The following is a 20,844-nucleotide window of genomic DNA, read 5'->3' as shown; positions in this document are numbered from 1 at the left end:
CTCAACCTGCGGGACATCGCCGCCTAGCTCTGGGCTGCATTCCGCGCAAGTGCGAGGTCTGCCACCGTTCTGAAGCGACTATAGGCAGGTTGGCGCCGGTTCTGCACGAAACTAGGAGATGCTCTTCACTGCTCCACCGGTGGGAATCGGAAGGAATTCCTGCTGCAGTTCGCGCACCACAGCCTGGTAAATCAGCGGGTTCCACTGCGGGCTGGCGTGGGGCGGGAGAGCACCCTCGGTAATGAGGTCCGCTGAAACCAAGCTGTCCGGGAAGGCCGCCGCCCAGCCGGGACGCGCCGTCGCGTAATCCACCGTGCCGTCATTCGGGTTGCCGATGAACGCCAGTTCGGTGCTGCTGCCCAGACTGAACCGGGCAACGTTGTAATGAAAGATGTACGACGCCTGGGACTGGATCAGCACACTGGACGGAGCCAACGGTGAGAGCTGCTCAAGGGTCTGATCGACGATCTGCGACCAGGTGCGCTCGTTCTTGTGCACAATGCGCTCAGCCAGCTCGTAACTACCGCGAAGAACGGTGGGAACACGGTAACCGGCCTCGTAAAGGTAGACAACGCCGTCGAACATTGCCTGGTCGATCACGTCAAACCGGTCATGCGGGCTCGAATCCAGCAGGATGAACCGGACGTCGATACCCACCTCACGAAGCCGGGAAGCAACCTCCACGGCCACCATTCCCCCGAAGCTGTGCCCGTAGAAATACAGGGTGTCAATCTGCTGGGTGCGGATGTAGCGCCGCAGGGAGCCGACGATGGTGGAGATATCCAGGCCCCGGTTGGAGTAGCCCATGACGGCCAACCGTGCCCGCCGGCTGAGCACCGGCCGGAGCGAGTTCATGATCCAGACACCTTCTTCCCAGCTCGTCTTGTATCCCGGGAACAGGATCCAGCGAGCGTTGGGGAAGGTGGCGTCTGCGTACTCATCCTCCACAGGGATAATGGTGAATTCTTCGCGGGCTTCCTGAATCTGGCGCGTAACGAACAGGTCCGTGGCCAGGGCCAGCCCAAGAGCGGAGCCGGTAAGGAAGCGCCGGCGCGACATGCCTTTCAGGCCATGCGCATAGGTGAGGAGCCGCTCCGGATCGGTGGTCATGGGTTGGCCATTACTCCAGACCGAGTTCGTCCTTGCTGAACGCGAAGAGGTAGGGCACGCCCGCTTCGGATTCGATCCGCTCCTTCGAACCGGTATCGCGGTCCACGATGACCGCGACTGCCACTACATTCCCGCCGGCCTTGCGCACGCCCTCCACTGCGGTGAGCGCGGATCCGCCGGTAGTGGAGGTGTCCTCAAGAACGACGACGTCGCGACCTGCTACATCCGGGCCCTCGACCTGGCGGCCCATTCCGTATGTCTTCTGCGCCTTGCGCACCACGAAGGCGTCAATAGCGCGTCCGTCCCGGGTGGCGGCGTGCATCAGCGCTGTTCCCACCGGGTCCGCCCCCATTGTCAGGCCGCCCGCGCTCTGGAAGGTGATGCCGGCGTCGTCGAGCAGGCCCAGCATGACCTCTCCCACCAGCGCCGACGCTTCATGATGCAGCGTCACCCGGCGGAGGTCGATGTAGTAGTCCGCCTCCTTGCCGCTGGAAAGTGTGACCTTCCCCCGCACCACCGCCAGTTCCAAAATGAGATCGCGGAGTCGGTCACGGGCGGTGGGGATATCGGTCATGAGAATCAGTTTAGACGGGGCGACGGTTGCACATTTCAGCTCAGCGCATCATTCCGGTGACGATTGCGTGGGCGTTTGCCGGGTGAAACCTGCCATTCGGCTGTACATGGGCTTTCCCAAGCCCCGACGACGACGAAAGCCGGGCAGGTGCCTCTGTGGGAGACATCTACCCGGCTTTCACCGGACGGCTCGACTGGGAGCGTCGGTCCGCTCTACGGCTCTACTGGAGCAGTTCCCACTAGAAGCGGAGCGCACGCAGGTAGTCGTAGCCCACCTCTGCCGTCTGCAGGGGCGTGACGTCCGGCTGGTCGTTCTCGACGATGTATTCCTTCGGTGTGTGGGCCCGGAAGATACGCGCAAAGTCGATGATTCCGGTGCCGAGGTCGGCGAATCCGCCCGCAGTATCCCGATCCTTCACGTGATACTGCAGAACCTTCTGCGGCGCCTGCTGAATGGTGTCGATGGCGAACTGAACGGGATCTTTCGCGCCCACGCCAACACCGCCGGTGACAGCCCAGTACAGGTCTACCTCCAGGTGGACCAGTTTGGGATCAAGGCGGCTGGTGAAGATGTCCCATGGGGTCTCTCCGCCGCCGACGTCGGTTGTGAACTCGTGCGCGTGATTGTGGTAACCGTACTTGAGCCCCGCTGCGCGGGCGGCTGCGGCCTCCACGTTCATCTGGTCCGCCCAGCGGCGCCAGTCATCCCCGGAGGTTGAAGCCAGATACGGCACGTTGATGTGCGTCTGGCCGAGGGTGACGGCGTTCGCGATCTTCGCCTCCAGTGCGGCCGGCGAGGAACTGATGCCGTCGTGGCTCGACGATGGGGTGATGCCAAGCGAATCAAGGGTTGAGCGCATCGATTCAGCGGTGCGTCCGTAGAGGCCGGCAAGCTCAACCTTGGTGTAGCCGAAGTCAGCAAGGCTCGCCAGAGTTGCATCCACTCCCTCGCCGCGCATGATGTCGCGCAGCGTGTACAGCTGGATGCTGATGAGTCCGGGAGGCACCGGCCGGCCCTTCCTGCCACCGGGAGCGGCGATGGCAGCAGTCCCGCCAACGCCGGCCAGACCCATTCCTACACCTACCGCTGCGGCTCCCCTCAGGAAGCTGCGCCGGTCAACCCCCTTCTCTTCCAATGAACGACGAAGGGCGCCTGGGGCATTGAATCCAAAGCACATATGTTTGCCTTTCCTGGCACTGGATGCGTTCCGCCGCCGACCTTGGTGCGGAAGCATGTGAAGCTGCGGTGCAGCAATTGGTTACGGGGCTCACGGCAGGAACCGAAGCAGCCGGGCAGCAGCGCTACCCACGGTTGGTTGCCTCACCCACAGCGTCCTCGCCGTGCGCTCAACACACCACCGTTGCCGTCAATCGGTGCCAGACGCGATAGTGGCAGGAAGTCATGGTGCTGATGTAATCCGAGCTTTCACAACCACAACTTCCCCGATTTCAAGAGCAATTGCACCTGAAATCCGGGCAGGAAGGTGTTGACCCTCCCGCCTGGCCAGCCGGCGGCGACGCTTACCGGGAAGGTCAGTGCCGCCGTCGTTCGGGCTTGTGGTCTGACCCTAATTCGGGGTTTTGTTGTCTGTCAAGCAAAAGTCGGAAGGGTGTCAGAAGAAGTCGGCGGCTAGCCCGCCATCGAGTCAGACAGGCCCAGGACCATGGCATCGATGCGCTGTGGGGACATGGCATGGTGGATGGCCAGCATGCTGGCGCCGAGCACGCCGGCATCGAGGCCGGAACTTGACTGCACAATCTGCAGGTGCTGGGTAGCCAGGGGGATAGTTCGGGAGTAGACCACTTCGCGGATGCCCGCGATGAAGTGCTCGCCAGTGAGTGCCATCGAGCCGCCGATGACAATGACGGACGGATTGATGAGGCTGACACAGGCAGAGAGCACCTCACCTACATCCCTGCCGGCCTGGCGCACGGCATGCACGGCTTCGGTGGTTCCCGCGCCAACCAGCCGAACCACATCCTCGCTGGTAGTGGCTTCCAGTCCGAGGGCGCGCAATTTCGACGCGACGGCCGGCCCGGATGCCACTGCTTCCAGGCAGTCCTTGTTCCCGCAGTGGCAGGGCACTCCACCGCCGTTGTGCACGCGGATATGGCCGATGTCCCCGGCGACGCCGTCTGCACCGCGCTGCAGCATACCGCTGGAGACGATGCCCGAGCCGATGCCGGTGGCGACCTTGACGAAGATGAGGTTGTCTACTGTGGGCCAGGCGACGTTGCGCTCACCGAGCGCCATGATGTTCACATCGTTGTCTACGAGGACCGGCACGTGGAAGTGGGCCTGCAGGTGGCCCGGCACGTCGAAACCGTTCCATCCGGGCATGATCGGCGGGTTGATCGGCCTGCCGGTCCGGTGCTCCACCGGGCCGGGCACGCCGATGCCGATGGCCAGCAGGTCTTTGACGGCCCGCCCTGATTGCTCGAGCAACTCGGTGCCCAACTCCACAACTGCCTGCAACACAACATCGGGGCCCTGCGTGACTTCGATGGCCCGCGAAGCTTCATGCAGGCGGTGGCCCGTCAGGTCCGTAACCGCGACGTGCAGATGCGAAGCGCCAATGTCCACACCGAGTACTACCTTGCTGCCGGCCTTCAACGCGATACGTGAGGAGGGACGCCCGCCGGTCGAAACCGCATCATCCACGAAACCAACAAGACCGAGTTCCATGAGCGCCTCGATGCGCAGCGTGATGGTGGAACGGGCAAGGCCCATTTGCTCGGCGAGCTCGGTCCGCGTACGCGGACGGCCATCGCGCAGGATCTGGAACAACTCGCTCGCGCCGGATGAACCAAGGCCATTGAAGCTACTTATGTCACTCATCGACTAATTACAGCACACCTTTCGACGAAACAGAGGGTTGGAAGCGGGCTCGGTGGGCACCCGGAAGAAAGGGCGCGTGCACGCGCTTCAACCGCTTCCACCGCCGTCGAAATGATCGAATGCCACGCAATCCGCGTTACTGCCCGCAATTTCGCCTTATTGGTCACGCTGGGTTGCGCGAATATATCGAAGGAACCACTACATCCGTTGGTCATCGTCATTAGTCGTGTTAGGTTCTTTGTGACCGGCGTCTCTCCACAGGTCTCCCAGCAGGAGAGAACCTCCGGCACAGCTACGACGCAGCATCACTTCAAGGAGGAAGCTTTGATCAAGGACACCCGTACCGGCAGCACCCGCTCACACCGGGGGGCTATTCGCAGGCTGGCAGGCGCCGCTTCACTTGCCATCGCGGCGACCGCTCTATTGACCGGGCCCGCTGCTGCGGCTCCCGCGTCCAGCAATGCAAACCCGGCAGCCGACTGCGCAGGCAAGAGCATTCCGGCCAGCAAGATTTCGTTCCAGCTCTACAGTTACGCGGGCTGGCAGGGGGAGATCGGTACCGAGGCCGTCCTCGCCGAGCTGGCTGAGATCGGCTACAAGAACGTGGAGCCGTTCGGCGGTTCCTATGAAGGACGAAGCGCGGAGGAGTTCCGTGCACTGCTCAAGGAATACAAGCTCAAGGCTCCGTCGGCGCACGGAAGCACAGCTGAAGCGACCTTCGACCAGACCCTTGCGTACGCCAAGACCATCGGCCAGAAGTACACGGGATCCGGCGGCTGGGCCGCACCCGGTATCAACAGGGATGGAAGCAGCACCTACGCAGACGTGCTGGCCACCGCCGAGGCAATGAACCATCTCGGCCAGCTCTCCGTCGAGGCCGGCACCGGCAAGCACTTCGGGCATAACCACTGGTGGGAGTTCACCACGCTGGTTACCAACCCGGAGACCGGCGAGCAGACAACCGCCTATGAAGTGCTCCTGGCGAACACCGACCCGCGTTACGTGGCCTTCCAGCTGGACGTGTACTGGGCATCTGACGCGGGAGTCGACGTCGTCGACCTGCTTGAGCGCCACGGTGACCGGATTGAACTGCTGCACATCAAGGATGGCGCACTGCCGGCCGACACCCTCGGTTTCGAGAGCTTTCCCCTGCTGACCGACGTCGGAGAAGGGGACATTGACTGGGCGCCCATTCTCGACGCCGCGCAGGGCCATGTGAAGTACTACGTCATTGAACGCGACGGCGCCCCGGCGACGGCGGAGTTCGCCGAGGACAGCTTCAACTTCCTCACCTGCTACTCCTACTGACGCGCAAGCTCTCCGGGTGGTCCTGAACAGGTCCGCCCGGGGGGCCTCAGCGCTGCCGAACTTTCGAAAGGAACACCGAATTGGGTACATCAGCCGAAGGAACTCAGAGCGAGGCCGAAAGGTCAGAATCAACCGCTCCTGCCTATGGCAGGACCGGCATCTGGCTCATCGGTGCGCGCGGATCCGTGGCCACCACTGCCACGGTGGGACTCGCTGCCATCTCTTCGGGCCTTGCCCCCGCCACGGGCTGCGTCACGGACCAGCACTCCTTCAATGCGGCTCTGCTTCCCGACTTCACCGACCTCGTGGTGGGCGGACACGACATCAGCGGCGTCTGCATGACCAAGCGTGCCGAGGCACTCGTTGATTCGGGAATGCTGCCGTCTCACCTGCTCGAATCCGTCCGCTCACAGCTCGGTGAGGCGGACCAGCGCGTGCGGCCGGGTTACGACCCCGCACAGAAGTCCGAGTCACAGGAAAAGGTGGCCCAGCGGCTCGCGCAGGACATCACCGACTTCAAGCAGGCCAATAACCTTGACCGCGTCGTCGTTCTTGATGTCGCTTCCACCGAGGCACCCGTTGAACCGATCGCCGAGTTCTACAACGTAGACCTGCTTCTCGCCGCCCTGAAGGATCCGGCCCGCCGCGTGTTGCCGCCGAGCTCGGTGGGCGCCTACGCAGCTATCCTGGCCGGTTCCCCCTATGTGTGTTTCACACCCTCCACGGCTCTCACCATCCCAGCGCTGCGTGAGCTCGCCGCCCGGCATCAGGTGCCGTCCGCCGGCCAGGACGGCAAGACCGGCCAGACCTGGCTGCGGTCAGTCCTCGCACCCGCTTTCGCAGCTCGCGGGCTCCGTGTCCTGTCCTGGGCCGGCACCAACCTGCTCGGCGGTGGGGACGGCGCAACCCTCGCCGATCCGCAGGCCGTCTCAGGCAAGCTTCAGTCCAAGAACCGCGGCCTGCAGGAGCTGACGGGGGGTGCGGTCACTCCGCTTCACATTGACAATGTCCAGGATCTCGGTGAAACGAAGGTGGCCTGGGACCACATCAACGTTGAGGGTTTCCTCGGATCGCGCCTGACCCTGCAAACCACCTGGAGCGCCTACGACTCCATGCTCGCCGCTCCCATGGTGCTCGACCTCGCCCGGCTGATGGCCCTCGCCCACGCTGCGGGAGAGGAAGGCCATGTCGAGGCACTGGGGTTTTTCTTCAAGGATCCCTGGGGCAGCGACGAGCACTCGTTCGCCAACCAGACCCGCAACCTCGTGGAGTGGGCGGAGACGGCAAGTGCCCGGTTGGCGGCCGGCGGCGGGAGCTCAGAGCAGCCGTGAGCGTCAACGACTACCTTGAGCTCGTGCGCGCGCCGGCCGTGCTGACGGTACTTGGCGACACTCTCGCGGGCGGATCTGCAGCCGGGCATGCACTAGGCGGCCGCCGGGTGGCTCTCCCTTTGGCGAGCGCGTGCCTTTACGCCGGCGGCATGGCACTCAACGACTACGCCGACCGCACAATCGATGCCCGCGAGCGCCCCGAGCGCCCCATTCCGTCCGGGAGGATCAGCGCACGCAGCGCTCTTGCTGCCGCCGCGGGTTTGACCGTCGCCGGGCTGGGCCTCAGTGCGGCCGGCGGAGGCAGGCCGGCGCTGGCGGTGGGAGTTCCGCTCGCAGCCTCCATCTGGACTTATGACCTGATCGCCAAGAATCATGCCGTCCCCGGCGCGCTCACCATGGGCGCCTGCCGTGCCCTTGACGTCCTCATGGGTGCCGGTTTCGGGCACCTGCGCCCCGCCCTGAGTGCGGCGGTCATCATGGGCGGCCACACGGTCGGGGTCACCGTCCTCTCCCGCGGGGAAGTCCACGGAACAACGCCGACGACGGCTTCCGGCGTCGCTGCCGGCACCGCCCTGCTTGCCAGTGCAGTAGTGGGCGGCACTCTGCAATCCGGTGGCAAAGAGTCCCGCAACCAAATCCTTGCCCTGCTTGCCGCTACAGCTGCCTACGCCGGCCGGTGCGCCCCGGCGCAGGTGCGCGCTGCCCGCAACCCGGTGGCAACAAATGCACTCGACGCCACTAAGGCGGGCATTCGCGCAATGGTGCCGCTGCAGGCAGCGCTCACGGTTCGCCACGGAAACCTGGCCGCCGCAGGCGTGCTTGCGTCGGTGGACCTGTTCGGGAAGCTCATGCGCACACGTTCGGGGAACAGGAAGTTGAGCGAGTCATGACGGCATCACCATTGCCCTTCAGCCTGGGATACGGCACCAACGGATTCACGGACCACCCCCTTCCAGTGGCCCTAGATCTCCTCGCCGAGCAGGGCTATGGAGCAGTGGCTCTGACCCTGGGGCATCCACACCTGGACCCGTTCGCCGAGGACCTGGCTGAACAACTGCAGGCCCTGCGGAAGACGCTCGGTGAGCTGAAGCTTCGCGTGGTCATCGAAACGGGCACCCGCTTCCTGCTCGATCCGCGCCACAAGCACCGTCCCGCCCTGGTGGATGAGGAGGCCGCAAGCCGCGTTGGCTTCCTGCGCCGCGCCGTCGACATCGCGGCACAGCTGGAGGCCGAGTGTGTCTCCTTCTTCTCGGGAGTCCTCCCGGACGGAACGTCCCCGGAAGCGGGGTGGCAGCGGCTCACCGAACGTGTGGCGGACGTCGTTGAGTATGCCCGCGGCAAACGCGTGCTGCTGGCCGTGGAGCCTGAGCCGGGCATGCTGGTCGAGACGGTGTCGGACGCCATGCGCCTCCGGGCAGCGCTCGGCGATCCGGACAACCTGCGGATCACCGTGGACATTGGGCACTGTGTAGTGGTCGAACCGGACGGCATACGCGGGGCACTTCTTGAGGCCGGGCCGCTGCTGGCGAACGTCCAGCTGGATGATATGCGCCCGCACGCCCACGAGCATCTGCCGTTCGGCGAAGGAACCGTGGATTTGCCCCTCGCGCTCGGCACCCTCGCCGAGTTGAACTACCGCGGTGTGGCCGCCGTCGAACTGCCGCGGCACTCCTACGACGCCCCGGGACTCGCCGCCCGCAGCATCGCGGCGCTCGGCGACGCCTGGGCGGAATCAGTACGCAGCAGGGAATCTGAGCGCTGGCTTCAGGAGAGCACGACGGCGGTCACCGCCGATCCCTCCACCCTCACCACCGTCTTCGCCCAGGCCGGGCGCCGGCTGGGCCGCACGCCCCTGTACCCGGATGCCGACCCCACCGGCGTACTCTTCGGTACCACCAGCGACTCCGCCCGTGGCCTGCTGCTCGGCCGACTCGGTGAACTGCTTCCGCCCGAAGAGCTGGCGCTTGCGCTGTCGGCACTTTACGACGGCGGTGACTCCGCGGAGCGCCGCGGCGTGCTTCGCGGACTGGCAGCGCTGGCCGCGCGCTCACCGAAGCTTCCCGACGTCGTCGTAATCGCGGGATTGAGGCTCACCACTGAGGCCCTGAGAACCAACGAAAGCGGCCTTGTTGCCGCCGCCGTCGGGCCGTTTGCAGCCGCCTACCTGGACCAGCACAGCTGGCGCCACGCCGTGCTGAAGCTGGTGTTCATGGGGGTCAGCCTCCGTGCCGTCACGGACCTGCAGGAACGTGCGGATGACGAGCTTGCCCGGATGGCAGGCGACTTCGCCGCCGAACGGACAGCCGCTGGGCGGCCGGTCCCGGACGACGTCACGCTGCTCCTGGCCACCTCCAGCCATTCGACCACTTCCTAAGGGGAAACCAGCCATGCGCATTTTTGACCCTCACATCCATATGACCAGCCGCACCACCAATGACTACGAGGCGCTGTACGCCAGCGGTGTGCGCGCGCTCGTTGAGCCGGCTTTCTGGTTGGGGCAGCCGCGCACCAATGTCGGTTCCTTTCTCGACTACTTCGACTCGCTGCTTGGCTGGGAGCGGTTCCGTGCCGCGCAGTTCGGCATCCGGCATCACGCCACGATCGCCCTCAACCCCAAGGAGGCGAATGACGCGCGCTGCGTTCCCGTCCTCGAGGAGATCCCCCGTTACCTCGTGAAGGAGGGCGTGGTCGCCGTCGGCGAGATCGGGTACGACTCCATGACTCCCGCCGAGGACCACGCGTTCAGCCGCCAGTTGGAGCTTGCCCTCGAATATTCGCTGCCGGTCATGGTGCACACACCGCATCGGGAGAAGCTGGCCGGCACCCACCGGACCCTTGATGTTGTCCGCGAATCCGGCATCGCCCCCGGCATGGTGGTGGTGGACCACCTCAATGAGACCAACGTCGAAATAGTGAAGGACGCGGGCGCGTGGATGGGCTTCTCCATTTATCCCGACACCAAAATGGATGAGCAGCGCATGGTCGCAATTCTCAGCCGCTACGGAACAGAGCGCGTGCTCGTCAACTCCGCTGCCGACTGGGGCCGGTCTGATCCGCTCAAGACCTCAAGCACCGCACACGCCATGCTTGATGCCGGTTTCACCGCCGACGACGTCGATCAGGTCCTCTGGCGCAACCCTGTCGAGTTCTACGGTCAAAGCGGCCAGCTGATCCTCGACCCAATCCCCGGCTTCGACGCGGCAGAGCCTCCCAACGCTACAGCGGGATTCGAGGGCAACTCGGTCCTGCGGGGTGCACGCGCCTGATGCTCCTCTCCTACTGCACGAACGTCCATCCGGCCGAGGACTTCGACGGGCTGATCCGGCAGCTTCACGAGTACTCCGGCCCCATCCGGCGGAAGGCGGGCCTGAACATTCTCGGCGTGGGGCTCTGGCTTCCCGCCGGGCTGGCGCGCCGGCTGGCCCACAATGCCGATGATCTGGCGGCGCTCCGTGAGGTCCTGTTGGTGGAATGCCTCCAGCTGCACACCATCAACGCCTTTCCCTACGGCGGTTTCCACAACGAGGTGGTCAAACTCGACGTCTACAAGCCCACCTGGGCTGAGCCGAGGCGGCTGGAATACACCCTCGACTGCGCTGAGATCCTGGCTGCGCTCCTGCCGGAAAACACAGCCGGCTCGATCTCGACGCTGCCCCTTGCCTGGCGGGAACCCTGGACACAAGCCGACGACGACGCCGCCACCGCCGCTTTTGTGGAGCTAAGTTCCCGCTTGCGGGAGCTGAAGGAGCGTACGGGAAAAACTGTCCGCATCGCCGTCGAACCGGAGCCGGGCTGCGTACTAGATACGGTCGCCGATGTTGCCGGTTGGCTGGAAGCGCGGATTGACCGCGGCATTGATCCCGAGTTCATCGGCCTGTGTGTGGACACCTGTCACCTCGCTGTGTCCTTCGCTGACCCGGTTGACGCCGTCAACCGGATCGAAGCGGCAGGCCTAAGAGTGGTCAAGATTCAGGCCTCGGCCGCCCTGCACGTAACCGACCCCTCCAGCGCCGCCGCACGGGCCGCACTCACGGCCTTCGCCGAACCGCGCTACCTTCACCAGGTGCGGGAACAGGGTGAGAACGGGATCCTGGCTGCCGATGACCTGACGGAGGCCCTCGACACCCTGCCCGGGAAGGCGCCCTGGCGGGTTCATTTCCACATCCCGCTCCACCACATCCCCTCCTCCCCGCTGGAGACAACTGCCGCTGTGCTGCGGCACACCGTGGCCGAGGTTTCCCGCAGGCACTACGGCTGGGAAGTGCACCTGGACATCGAAACCTACACCTGGAGCGTCCTGCCCAGCGGGCAGGTGGGAATTGTCGACGGCATCGCCGCCGAGATCGGGTGGGCCGAGTCCCATCTGCTCGCGGCAGCACCGGCGTCGTAATCGCTGGGAGCACTTGAGCATTCATCCGTATTTAGGTAAGACAACTGCAAGGAAGAACCGTGAAACCAGTACTGCTGCTGGATGTTGTGGGGCTGACTGCCCTGTCCCTCCGTTCAATGCCCCGCCTGAGCAAACTCGCGTCACAGGGATGGTCGTCCGAACTGGCGACGGTCCTGCCGGCGGTGACCTGCACCGTGCAATCGACCATGCTGACCGGACTGGCTCCGGCGCAGCACGGCATTGTTGGGAACGGCTGGTATTTCCGCGAACTGGGAGATGTGCACCTTTGGCGCCAGCACAACAGGCTGGTTTCCGGAGAGAAGATCTGGGAGGCCGCCCGGCAGCAGGATCCCGGGTACCGGGCAGGGAATATCTGCTGGTGGTACGCCATGGGAATGACCACTGATCTTACTGTGACCCCTCGACCGATCTACCATGCAGACGGACGGAAATCACCGGACGCGTACGTGCGTCCGCCAGCCCTGCATGATGAGCTGGTGGGAAACTACGGCGAGTTCCCGCTATTCCAGTACTGGGGACCGACCGCGGCTATCCAGTCGACGCAGTGGATTGTGAATTCCACCCGCCATGTCCTGCGGAACCAGGCGCCGGATCTCCTGATGGCTTACGTGCCGCATCTTGATTACGATCTTCAACGGTTCGGACCGGATTCACTCCAGGCAGCCCAGGCAGCAACCGACCTGGACGGGGTCCTCGCCCCGCTGCTGGACGAAGCCGAGGCGCGCGGCTGCGCGGTGATTGTCGTCTCGGAGTACGGCATCGAGGAAGCGCGAAAGCCGGTGGACATCAACCGGACGCTTCGGCGTGAGGGCCTGCTCGAAGTGTATGTGCAGGACGGGAAGGAGCAGTTGGACCCGTGGACCTCGCGGGCCTTCGCCGTTGCAGACCACCAGGTTGCCCACGTATACGTCTCCGACCCGGCGGATGTTAAGCGCGCGGCTGTGATTCTTCGCGCAACCGACGGGGTCGATGAGGTCCTCGACCGCGAAGCGCAGGCCCGTTACGGGCTCGACCACGAGCGGTCCGGTGAGCTGGTAGTGGTTGCCGAACCCGGCGCATGGTTCACGTATTACTTCTGGCTCGACGATGACCGGGCTCCGGAATACGCGCGCGGGGTCGATATCCACCGAAAGCCCGGATACGACCCGGCTGAACTTTTCTTCAACCCGGCGGACAGACTGGCCAAGGCAAAGGCCGGCTTGAATCTGGCCAAGAAGAAGCTCGGCCTGCGGTACGCCATGAACACCGTGCCGCTGGACCCGACGCACGTTCGCGGAACGCATGGACGGTTACCCGATTCGAAGAACGGCACGCCCCTGATCATCGCTTCCCACGAACAGGTCCCGGCGTCCATCGAAACCCTCGTGAACGGTGGCAGGCAGGTGCCGGCGGCGGCGGTGAAGCAGCTGGTGCTCGAGACACAGGGGATGCGAAGCTCAACGACCGCAGCCCTACTTTAGCTGTATCGAACAACAAAGATTCTCCGGCGGGCGTTAGTGCCGATTTCACAGGACACAAGTCACTTTTGCACGCCCGAAATCTGTTTGCGCGTCGGAAGAATTGCAAACTTTGTTTATTGAAACCACTAGCGGAACCGAGACGCTTCTACTAGCGTTCTAGGTGACCTGACTCCGGCTGGCCCGGGTCCTCAAAGGCGAGAAGAAAGTGAATGATGACAGTCAATCAACACGGGATAGCGCAAGCTTCCGGGCATCGAACCGATGCCGCACGATTCTCAATGAAGCGCGCTGCACGAGCGGGCGCAGGTTTGGCAATGGTGGCACTGCTGGCCACCTCATTCGCCGCTGCACCGGCTCAGGCCAAGGACGCCGCAGCACCGCCGGTGGCTCCGCCGGACGCAAACTTCGAAAAGGTGACCCTGAATGACACGCCGGGTGAACCGGTGGACCTTGCCGCCCTCCCCAACAATGACGTCCTGCACACCACCCGCGGCGGCGAGGTGTGGCTCAATGATGCCGAATCCGGCCTCAACACTCTGGCGGCAACCCTCGATGTCTACGAGCATGACGAGGAAGGTCTGCAGAGCGTCGCGCTCGATCCGAACTTCGGAACCAAGGGCAACAACTGGGTCTACCTCTACTACTCGCCTCCAGGGGACACTCCGGTAGATGATCCGGCCACTGAGGGCATCAACGAGGGTGACGCACCGACCACCGGCACCGCCGCCGATTTCGCGCCCTTCAAGGGCTCGCTTGTCCTGTCCCGTTTCCAGTTCGACGGTTCCACCATCGATCTGGCCAGCGAACAGGAAATCCTCGAGGTTCCCGTTGACCGCGGCATCTGCTGCCACGTCGGCGGCGACATCGTCTTCGATGCCGAGGGCAACCTCTACCTGTCCACCGGCGATGACACCAACCCCTTCGCATCCGGCGGCTACACCCCTATTGACGAACGCCCGGACAGCAACCCGGCATTCGATGCACAGCGGACCTCCGCCAACACCAATGACCTGCGCGGCAAGGTTCTCCGGATCACCCCCACCGAGGGCGGCGGCTACACCATCCCCGAGGGCAACCTCTTCGAACCGGGAACTCCACAGACCCGCCCCGAGATCTACGTCATGGGCCTGCGCAACCCGTTCCGCATCGAGCTCAACCAGAACACGGGTGAACTGCTCATCGCTGACTACTCCCCCGACGCCCGGTCAGCCGATCCGCTTCGTGGTCCGGCAGGAACCGGCAAGTGGATGTCGGTGACCGAGCCTTCCAACTACGGCTGGCCCTACTGCGCCACCGCCGAACTGCCGTACGTTGACTACAATTTCGCCACCAACACCTCCGGTGAGACGTTCAACTGCGATGCTCCGGTCAACGAGTCCCCGAACAACACCGGGCTCCGCGAGCTGCCGCCGGTATCCCAGCCTCAGGCATGGTACTCGTACGGCGCTTCGGCTGAGTTCCCTGAACTGGAGACCGGCGGAATCGGTCCCATGGCCGGGCCTGCCTATGATTTCGACAAGAAGGCCACCAAGGGCCGCGCACCCGTCGCCTGGCCGGAGTACTACGACGGAATGTCCTTCTTCTACGAGTGGACCCGCGACTACATCAAGGGCATGACCACCGCCGACGGTGAGCTCGTCTCCATTGAGAACGTGGTGGACTCGCTGGTCACTGACAACCCGATCGACATGGAGTTCGGCCCCAACGGCGCGCTCTACGTACTCGAGTACGGCGACGGCTACTTCGGCGAGAACCCTGATGCGCAGCTGTCCCGCATTGATTACATCGGCGAGAACGGCAACCACAGCCCGGTAGCAGTGGCCTCCGGTACTCCCACCGTTGGTTCAGCCCCGCTGACCGTCCAGTTCTCAAGCGAAGGCACGGCAGACGCCGACGGCGACAAGCTGCGTTACGCCTGGGACTTCAACTCCGACGGCACCGTGGACTCAACAGAGGCGAACCCCACGTTCACCTATGAGGAGATCGGCTCCTACACCGCAAGCCTTCAGGTCACCGACCAGGGCGGAAAGCACCGGGGAAAGCACTCCTCCGCAGAAGTGACGATTGAAGTCGGAAACCAGGCACCGGTTGTCGAATTCATTACTCCGGTTGCGGACCAGCCCTTCCAGTTCGGCGACACCGTTTCCTACGAAGTCCGCGTCACCGACGACCAGCCCGTCGATTGCGCACTGGTTCAGGTCACCTACATCCTGGGCCACCACACCCACGGACACCCGCAGACCACCACCACCGGCTGCACCGGAACCATCACCACCACGGTTCCTGAGGGACACGATCCCGCAGTGGACGATCTCTCGGCAGTATTCAATGCGTCCTACACTGACGCCGGCGATGCGGCTTCCGATCCGCTGACCGGAACCGCTGAAGTGGTGATCATCCCCAACTGATTCCGCACGAATCACGCTGATCGCGCTGTAAGGGCCATCTGGCCCTGATAAGAAAAGCGGATCCTGTTCGAGCAAAGGCTGGAACAGGATCCGCTTTTTCGTGGTCCGAAAGATTGTCCGCTATGCGAAGGAAAGCGGCACGTCGGCGTCGTCGTCGTGAAATCGAAGGAAGCCGGCAGGATTCCGGATGAGGGGTTCGAACGCGAGCTCCGCGGCACCGACCAGAATGGGATCTTCGCCCAGGGGAGCCAGTTCGATGGCCACGCGCTCTCGTGGACCGCGCGTACCCGGAGTGCGCAGCGCCTCGCTCAGGGCGTCGGGGGCGGCGCGATCCAGGATCCGCAGGAACCCTCCCAGTACGATCATGGAGGGATTCAGCAGATTGACGACGCTCTTGAGCCCTACGGCCAGGAGCTGGACCTGCCGCTCGATGATGTCCCTCAACTCCTGGGACCCCTCCTGCTGCAGCTTCTCCATCACTGCTTCTTCAAGATTCTCCGTCTCACCCGCGGGCAGACCGACGGCGGCGATCAGCTCTTCGCGGGTGACCTCGGCTTCCAGGCAGCCGGAAGACCCGCACGTACACGCCGCGCCACCCAAACGCACATGGGTGTGTCCCAGCTGACCTGCAAACCCGGTCGCCCCACTGATGAGACGGCCGCCGCTGATGACACCTCCGCCGATACCGCTGGCTCCCCCATAGAGATAGACGAGGTCTGACACGTCCCGGCCCGCGCCGAAGGTCGCCTGCGCACGGGCGCCCACAACGGCGTCGTTCGCGGCGATGACCGGAAGCTTCAGTGCATCGCTGAGAAGTGCGGCGAGCGGTTCATCACGCCAGCCGAGGTGCGGCGCTTCGATAACCGTTCCATCGACGGGATCCACCAACCCTGGAATGGCCAGCCCAACCCCCATGATCCTGTGTCCGGCGGGCAGCGACGTGCGCATTCCCGAGTAGACCGCTTTCACGATATTCACCACTTCGGGCACCGACGGCGCACGAACCGTATGGAACCGTACCGGATTCACGATGTGGCCGCCGAGCGAAACAAGTGCCACGCTGACGACGTCGATATCCGGGTTCACCGACAGCGCCAGTGCCCCGCGGCTCGGCTCGATCATGATGCTGGGGCGGCCGTGCTGCTGCGCCAGGTCGAGGTTGCTCTCCACAACGAGGCCCAGCTGGACCAGTTCGCCGACGAGCGCGGCAATGGTTGAGCGGTTGAGCCCCGTGGCCCGGGTGAGCTGTGCGCGGGAGACGCCTGCCATGGAGTGCACGAGCCGCAGCACCGTTGAGAGATTGTGCTGCCGGGTTGAATCGCGGTTATTACCGAGGTTGGTACCCGCGACCGTGCGGCGAATGCGTTCATCCTGCGATGGCGAAGTCATTTCGGAGGAACGCGCCTTCCTGGCAGATCGCCTCGGTGCCGGATTTGTTCCTTCATGATAACGGGGAACCACGAAGTATTTACGGCTAGGTCTCTCGCGGTGCAGTTCCGGAGGGCAACCGTGGCGGAGCAGCAGGAATGAGGTTAGTTGGAGTTCACGTCTGAGATGGCGGCGAACAGCATGCGCTCAAGGCTGCTGCGCAACCCGTTGGGCACGCCCTCGGACTCCAGGTGCATGACGGCGAGGTGTGCGTTCTCGGTAGCCAGACTGACCGCGAAGTCCCTGGCACCGCAGGCCACCAGCACGGAGCGGACGTACTCGGCGCTGGAGGCTGTCAGGTCCGGGGAGCCGATGAGTGCCGCGATGCTGCTCCATTCCGGCCGCGTTGCTGCATAGGAGAGCAGGGCTGTCCGCTTGCCCTCCCTCAAATCTCCCCAGCTGGTCTTGCCCGTCCGGCTTTCCCTGCCGAAAACACCCAGCAGGTCATCGGAAATCTGGTAGGCGATCCCGGCGTAACGCCCGAAAGACGTCAAGGCCGCGACGACCGGCTCCGGAGCCCCGGCCAGCACGGCTCCAGCCTGTAGCGGCGCCTCGAACGAGTAGACAGACGTTTTCTGGTGGGCCGTCTTGGTGATGTCCTCGAGCGAGGGCATGTCCTGCGTCCGGCTGAACTCAATGTCGAGGACCTCCCCGCCCACTGATGAGAAAACGGCGTCATCGAGGATGTCGCCAAGCCGCTGCGCTACGGCCTCCGGTGCCGCCACGGACCTCAAGAGCCGGTAGGCACCCGAGAGTGCGAGGTCGCCGGCGAGTACTCCTGCCGAAACTCCGGCGTGCTCAGCGGCCGCCGGGGAAGCTCCGGTGCGCAGTGCCCGGTTCCTGTAGTGGCCGGACACGTTGGGGCTGCCGCGACGGACGAAGTCACGGTCAATGACGTCGTCGTGAATGATCAGCGCGCTGTGCAGGAGCTCGTAGACGGCGGCGAGCTGCGCCGCGCTGGAGGCATCAGTACCTCCCAGCTGTTTGTAGGCAAGCAGAACCAGCCGCGGGCGGGAGCGCTTGCCGCCCGCGGCTGCCCTTTCCAGCGATTCCCAGAGACCGAGGTAGGCAGCGTTCACCGATACAGCACGGAGTTTCGCGTCACTGAAGAACCGCTGGAGGGCATCCTCAACCAGGTCGAGGTCTGCGTTGCCGTGCAGCGCGTAGTCCGCGTTCAGGAAACTCACCGACTCACCTTCCGGTTACCGCTGCTCGCCCGGCTCCCTGAGTTCGGGAGCCGGCTGGGTGACCTGCATCCTGGTGCCCGGTCAGGCCTTCGCTGGCTTCGTCTTGGCCCGTCGTGTTTTGCCACTGGCTGCAAAGCGCTGCTGCAACAGAACGGCGACCACGATGATCACGCCTTTGGCTAGAGCCTGAACGGAGGTGTCCAGATTGTTCTGAATGAAGACGTTGGTGAGTGTGCTGAAGATCAGCACACCAAGAACCGTGCCCATGATTGTGCCGCGCCCGCCGATGAGCAGTGTTCCACCAACAACGACGGCGGCAATCGCGTCCAGTTCGTAGAGCAGACCGTGCGTCGAGGTACCCGCGGTAGTACGGCCGAGCATCATGACAGCCGCAATGCCCGCGGCGAGTCCGGCCAGGACGTACAGGTAGACCAGGTGGCGCTTCACCTTGATACCCGCCAGGCGGGAAGCTTCGAGGTTTCCGCCGATGGCGATGGTCCGCCGGCCGAACGTGGTGCGGTTGAGGAGGAACCATCCTGCAACAGCGGCAAGGAGGAAGATCCACACGAGAACAGGAACGCCCAGGAAGTCAGCGCGCATGACCTGCAGGAAGTCCTGGTTGACGACGATCTGCGTGCTGCGCCCGGAGATGAGCTCGGCCAGACCCCGTGCGCCAACCAGCATGGCCAGCGTGGCAATGAAGGCGACGACATTGCCATAAGCAATCACAACCCCGTTGATCAGGCCCGCTCCGGCACCGACCGCGAGCGCCACAAGCACCATGAGAATCCAGGATGATTGCGTAGCGGCCAGCTGGACGCTGGTCAGGGTAGCAACGACGGTCGCCAGTCCCATGACCGAACCGACCGAAAGGTCAATGCCTCCGGCGGTGATAACGAAGGTGACGCCGATGCTGATCACACCGATGATCGAGGCGTACCGGAGGATGGTCAGCATGTTTTCGGGGTTGAGGAACCGGTCCCCACTGGTGATGGCACCCACCACGAACAGCAGCACCAGGGCAATGACCAGCCCCAGGCTGCGGCCTCCGGAGCCCTTCAGGAAGCTCTGTAGCGGGTTGGCCTTCGGGGCGCTGTGGTCGGCCGACGCGTCGATGCGCGGTTCAGCCACCTTGGTTTTCTGCTCGCTCACGCGGCACTTCCCTTCATGACGAGGTCGAGCACTCCGTGCTCGTCTAGATCGCTTGCTTTGGTTTGGGTGATAACGGTGCCGTCATCGATGACGAGGACATTGTCGGCGAGGCCGAGCACTTCCTCGATTTCGCTCGAAACAACAATGATTGCGGTCCCGGCAGCGGCGAGTTTGCGGATGAGCGCGTAGATTTCAGCGCGCGCCCCGACGTCGACGCCGCGGGTTGGTTCGTCGAGCAGCAGCACCGGAGTTCCGTGCACGAGCCAGCGGGCGAGGAGTATCTTCTGCTGATTTCCGCCGGAAAGCGTCCGGGCCGGGCGGTCCGGATCAGCTGGACGCAACTCGAGGGCTGCGATCTGCTCGCGCGCGGCGTTCCGCTCTGCCTTTTCATTCAGATATCCGGAGCGGGCAAAGCGCTCGAAGGTCGAGAGCGTTACGTTCTTGAAGATCGGTTCATCGAGAATCAGGCCCTGACTTTTGCGTTCCTCCGGCGAAAGCCCGATTCCCGCGTCAACCGCGGCTGGAACAGACCCGGGACGCAGCACCTTGCCGTTGACGGATACCGTCCCGGAAGAAGCCTTCCGTGCACCGTAGATGGTTTCAAGGATCTCCGACCGCTTGGACCCGACGAGGCCGGCGAGCCCGACAATCTCGCCTGCCCGTACCGTGAAACTGACATCCTCGAAGTGTCCGGCCAGTTCCAGGTTGTCGACCTTGAGAACTATGGGAGCATCGGACGGTACCGGTGTCCCCTCCGGGAAAACGTTCTCGACATCCCTGCCGGTCATCAGACGGATCAGCTCAGCCCTCGACGTATCGGTGACGCTCAGACCGCTCGCTGTGCTCCGTCCGTCCTTGATCACGGAGATGCGGTCACCGATCTGGCGGATCTCTTCCAGCCGGTGGGAGATGTAGACGACGGCGATGCCCTGGGCCGTGAGCTCGCGCACCACACGGAAAAGGTTAGCCACCTCGCCGGAGTCCAGGATGGCGCTCGGCTCATCCATGATGATCAGCTTGGTATCCCGCGACAGTGCGCGCGCCATGCTCACGATCTGCTTGTTGGCGGCAGAAAGCGAACCGACCTCGGTGGACGGCGAAAGACCGCCGTGCCCGAGCCGCTTCAGCAGGGTACGCGCGATCGCATTTGTCTTCTTGACGTGGAGCACGCCTCCGCTGGCGCGTTCATGCCCGAGGAAGATGTTCTCCGCTACGGACAGTCCATCCACGACGTCGAGTTCCTGGTACATCGTGGCGATGCCGAGATCCAGGGCGGCGGTGGGGCCGGGAATCGAGATCTCCTTTCCCTCCCAGCGGATTTCACCGCCGTCGGGCTGGTGTACTCCGGACAGCGTCTTGATGAGGGTGGATTTACCGGCTCCGTTCTGACCCATGACGCAGTGCACTTCTCCTGGAAGTACCTGCAGGTCGACGCCTTTAAGCGCCTGGACACCAGCGAATTGCTTGGTAATCCCCCAAACTTCGAGCAACGGACGTGGCTGATCTTCTTCGAACATGAGACGAAGCTAACACATTATGTCGGCAATCGGTATAAAGTCGTCGATTTCTTTCGATCTTCTGTTATTGTGATTGCAGTCACGCGAAGAAGCGGCCATGGAAGACGCATGCTGCACCCT

General features: G+C 63.8%; 16 protein-coding genes. 8 read left to right on the top strand and 8 right to left on the bottom strand.

Annotation, left to right across the window (positions count from 1 at the left end; translation table 11 throughout):
• Window positions 1–111 precede the first annotated feature (111 nt).
• The 4 genes from AC1MBU_RS03160 to AC1MBU_RS03145 all read right to left on the bottom strand — a co-directional run bounded on the left by AC1MBU_RS03160 (window position 112) and on the right by AC1MBU_RS03145 (window position 4,522).
• Window positions 112–1,110, bottom strand: coding sequence for a thioesterase domain-containing protein (locus AC1MBU_RS03160; RefSeq protein ID WP_277357325.1), 999 nt, complete (start codon window positions 1,108–1,110; stop codon window positions 112–114).
• A gap of 10 nt (window positions 1,111–1,120) precedes the next feature.
• On the bottom strand, window positions 1,121–1,684 hold the full coding sequence (pyrE, locus tag AC1MBU_RS03155; RefSeq protein ID WP_056545924.1) for an orotate phosphoribosyltransferase: 564 nt from the start codon (window positions 1,682–1,684) through the stop codon (window positions 1,121–1,123).
• Window positions 1,685–1,922: 238 nt separating this feature from the next.
• Window positions 1,923–2,756, bottom strand: a complete 834-nt coding sequence (locus AC1MBU_RS03150) for a sugar phosphate isomerase/epimerase family protein (RefSeq protein ID WP_479788489.1) — start codon at window positions 2,754–2,756, stop codon at window positions 1,923–1,925.
• Window positions 2,757–3,313: 557 nt separating this feature from the next.
• Window positions 3,314–4,522 carry an ROK family transcriptional regulator gene (locus AC1MBU_RS03145; RefSeq protein ID WP_056545920.1) on the bottom strand — a complete coding sequence of 403 codons (1,209 nt, stop codon included), beginning with the start codon at window positions 4,520–4,522 and terminating at the stop codon, window positions 3,314–3,316.
• Between the two features lie 240 nt (window positions 4,523–4,762).
• Between AC1MBU_RS03145 and AC1MBU_RS03140 the strand changes: the two genes are divergently transcribed.
• From AC1MBU_RS03140 to AC1MBU_RS03105, 8 genes are all read left to right on the top strand, one after another.
• Complete coding sequence (locus tag AC1MBU_RS03140) at window positions 4,763–5,830, top strand: sugar phosphate isomerase/epimerase family protein (RefSeq protein ID WP_277357322.1); 1,068 nt, start codon at window positions 4,763–4,765, stop codon at window positions 5,828–5,830.
• A gap of 80 nt (window positions 5,831–5,910) precedes the next feature.
• The gene (locus AC1MBU_RS03135) at window positions 5,911–7,161 is read left to right on the top strand and encodes an inositol-3-phosphate synthase (protein ID WP_277357321.1); all 1,251 of its coding nucleotides are present in this window, start codon (window positions 5,911–5,913) and stop codon (window positions 7,159–7,161) included.
• Window positions 7,158–8,051: an SCO3242 family prenyltransferase gene (locus AC1MBU_RS03130; protein ID WP_479788485.1), complete on the top strand. Its 894-nt coding sequence runs from the start codon at window positions 7,158–7,160 to the stop codon at window positions 8,049–8,051. Before AC1MBU_RS03135 ends, AC1MBU_RS03130 begins: the two co-directional genes overlap by 4 nt.
• Window positions 8,048–9,535 carry an EboA domain-containing protein gene (locus tag AC1MBU_RS03125; protein WP_479788483.1) on the top strand — a complete coding sequence of 496 codons (1,488 nt, stop codon included), beginning with the start codon at window positions 8,048–8,050 and terminating at the stop codon, window positions 9,533–9,535. The genes AC1MBU_RS03130 and AC1MBU_RS03125 overlap by 4 nt, the downstream gene beginning before the upstream one ends.
• Before the next feature lie 13 nt (window positions 9,536–9,548).
• Entirely contained in the window at window positions 9,549–10,427 is an 879-nt protein-coding gene (locus AC1MBU_RS03120) for a TatD family hydrolase (protein ID WP_479788481.1), read from the top strand.
• The gene (eboE, locus tag AC1MBU_RS03115; RefSeq protein ID WP_479788479.1) at window positions 10,427–11,551 is read left to right on the top strand and encodes a metabolite traffic protein EboE; all 1,125 of its coding nucleotides are present in this window, start codon (window positions 10,427–10,429) and stop codon (window positions 11,549–11,551) included. The genes AC1MBU_RS03120 and eboE overlap by 1 nt, the downstream gene beginning before the upstream one ends.
• A 59-nt stretch (window positions 11,552–11,610) precedes the next feature.
• Window positions 11,611–13,032, top strand: a complete 1,422-nt coding sequence (locus AC1MBU_RS03110) for an alkaline phosphatase family protein (RefSeq protein ID WP_479788477.1) — start codon at window positions 11,611–11,613, stop codon at window positions 13,030–13,032.
• 209 nt (window positions 13,033–13,241) lie between these two features.
• Window positions 13,242–15,440, top strand: coding sequence for a PQQ-dependent sugar dehydrogenase (locus AC1MBU_RS03105; RefSeq protein WP_479788475.1), 2,199 nt, complete (start codon window positions 13,242–13,244; stop codon window positions 15,438–15,440).
• Between the two features lie 120 nt (window positions 15,441–15,560).
• Here the strand turns inward: AC1MBU_RS03105 and AC1MBU_RS03100 are convergent, their stop codons facing one another.
• From AC1MBU_RS03100 to AC1MBU_RS03085, 4 genes are all read right to left on the bottom strand, one after another.
• Window positions 15,561–16,829 (bottom strand): ROK family transcriptional regulator, encoded by a 1,269-nt coding sequence (locus AC1MBU_RS03100; protein WP_479788473.1) that lies wholly within the window; start codon window positions 16,827–16,829, stop codon window positions 15,561–15,563.
• Window positions 16,830–16,972: 143 nt separating this feature from the next.
• Complete coding sequence (locus AC1MBU_RS03095) at window positions 16,973–18,055, bottom strand: polyprenyl synthetase family protein (protein WP_479788471.1); 1,083 nt, start codon at window positions 18,053–18,055, stop codon at window positions 16,973–16,975.
• Between the two features lie 81 nt (window positions 18,056–18,136).
• A complete protein-coding gene (locus tag AC1MBU_RS03090; RefSeq protein WP_056545904.1) occupies window positions 18,137–19,207 on the bottom strand; it encodes an ABC transporter permease in 1,071 nt (356 codons plus the stop codon).
• Entirely contained in the window at window positions 19,204–20,724 is a 1,521-nt protein-coding gene (locus tag AC1MBU_RS03085) for a sugar ABC transporter ATP-binding protein (protein ID WP_471672708.1), read from the bottom strand. The genes AC1MBU_RS03090 and AC1MBU_RS03085 overlap by 4 nt, the downstream gene beginning before the upstream one ends.
• Window positions 20,725–20,844: the final 120 nt, after the last annotated feature.

It is taken from the genome of Arthrobacter sp. PTI12, assembly GCF_056679915.1.
The sequence above is the reverse complement of the archived record's forward strand: the minus strand, read 5'-3'. Positions and strand labels throughout refer to the sequence as shown.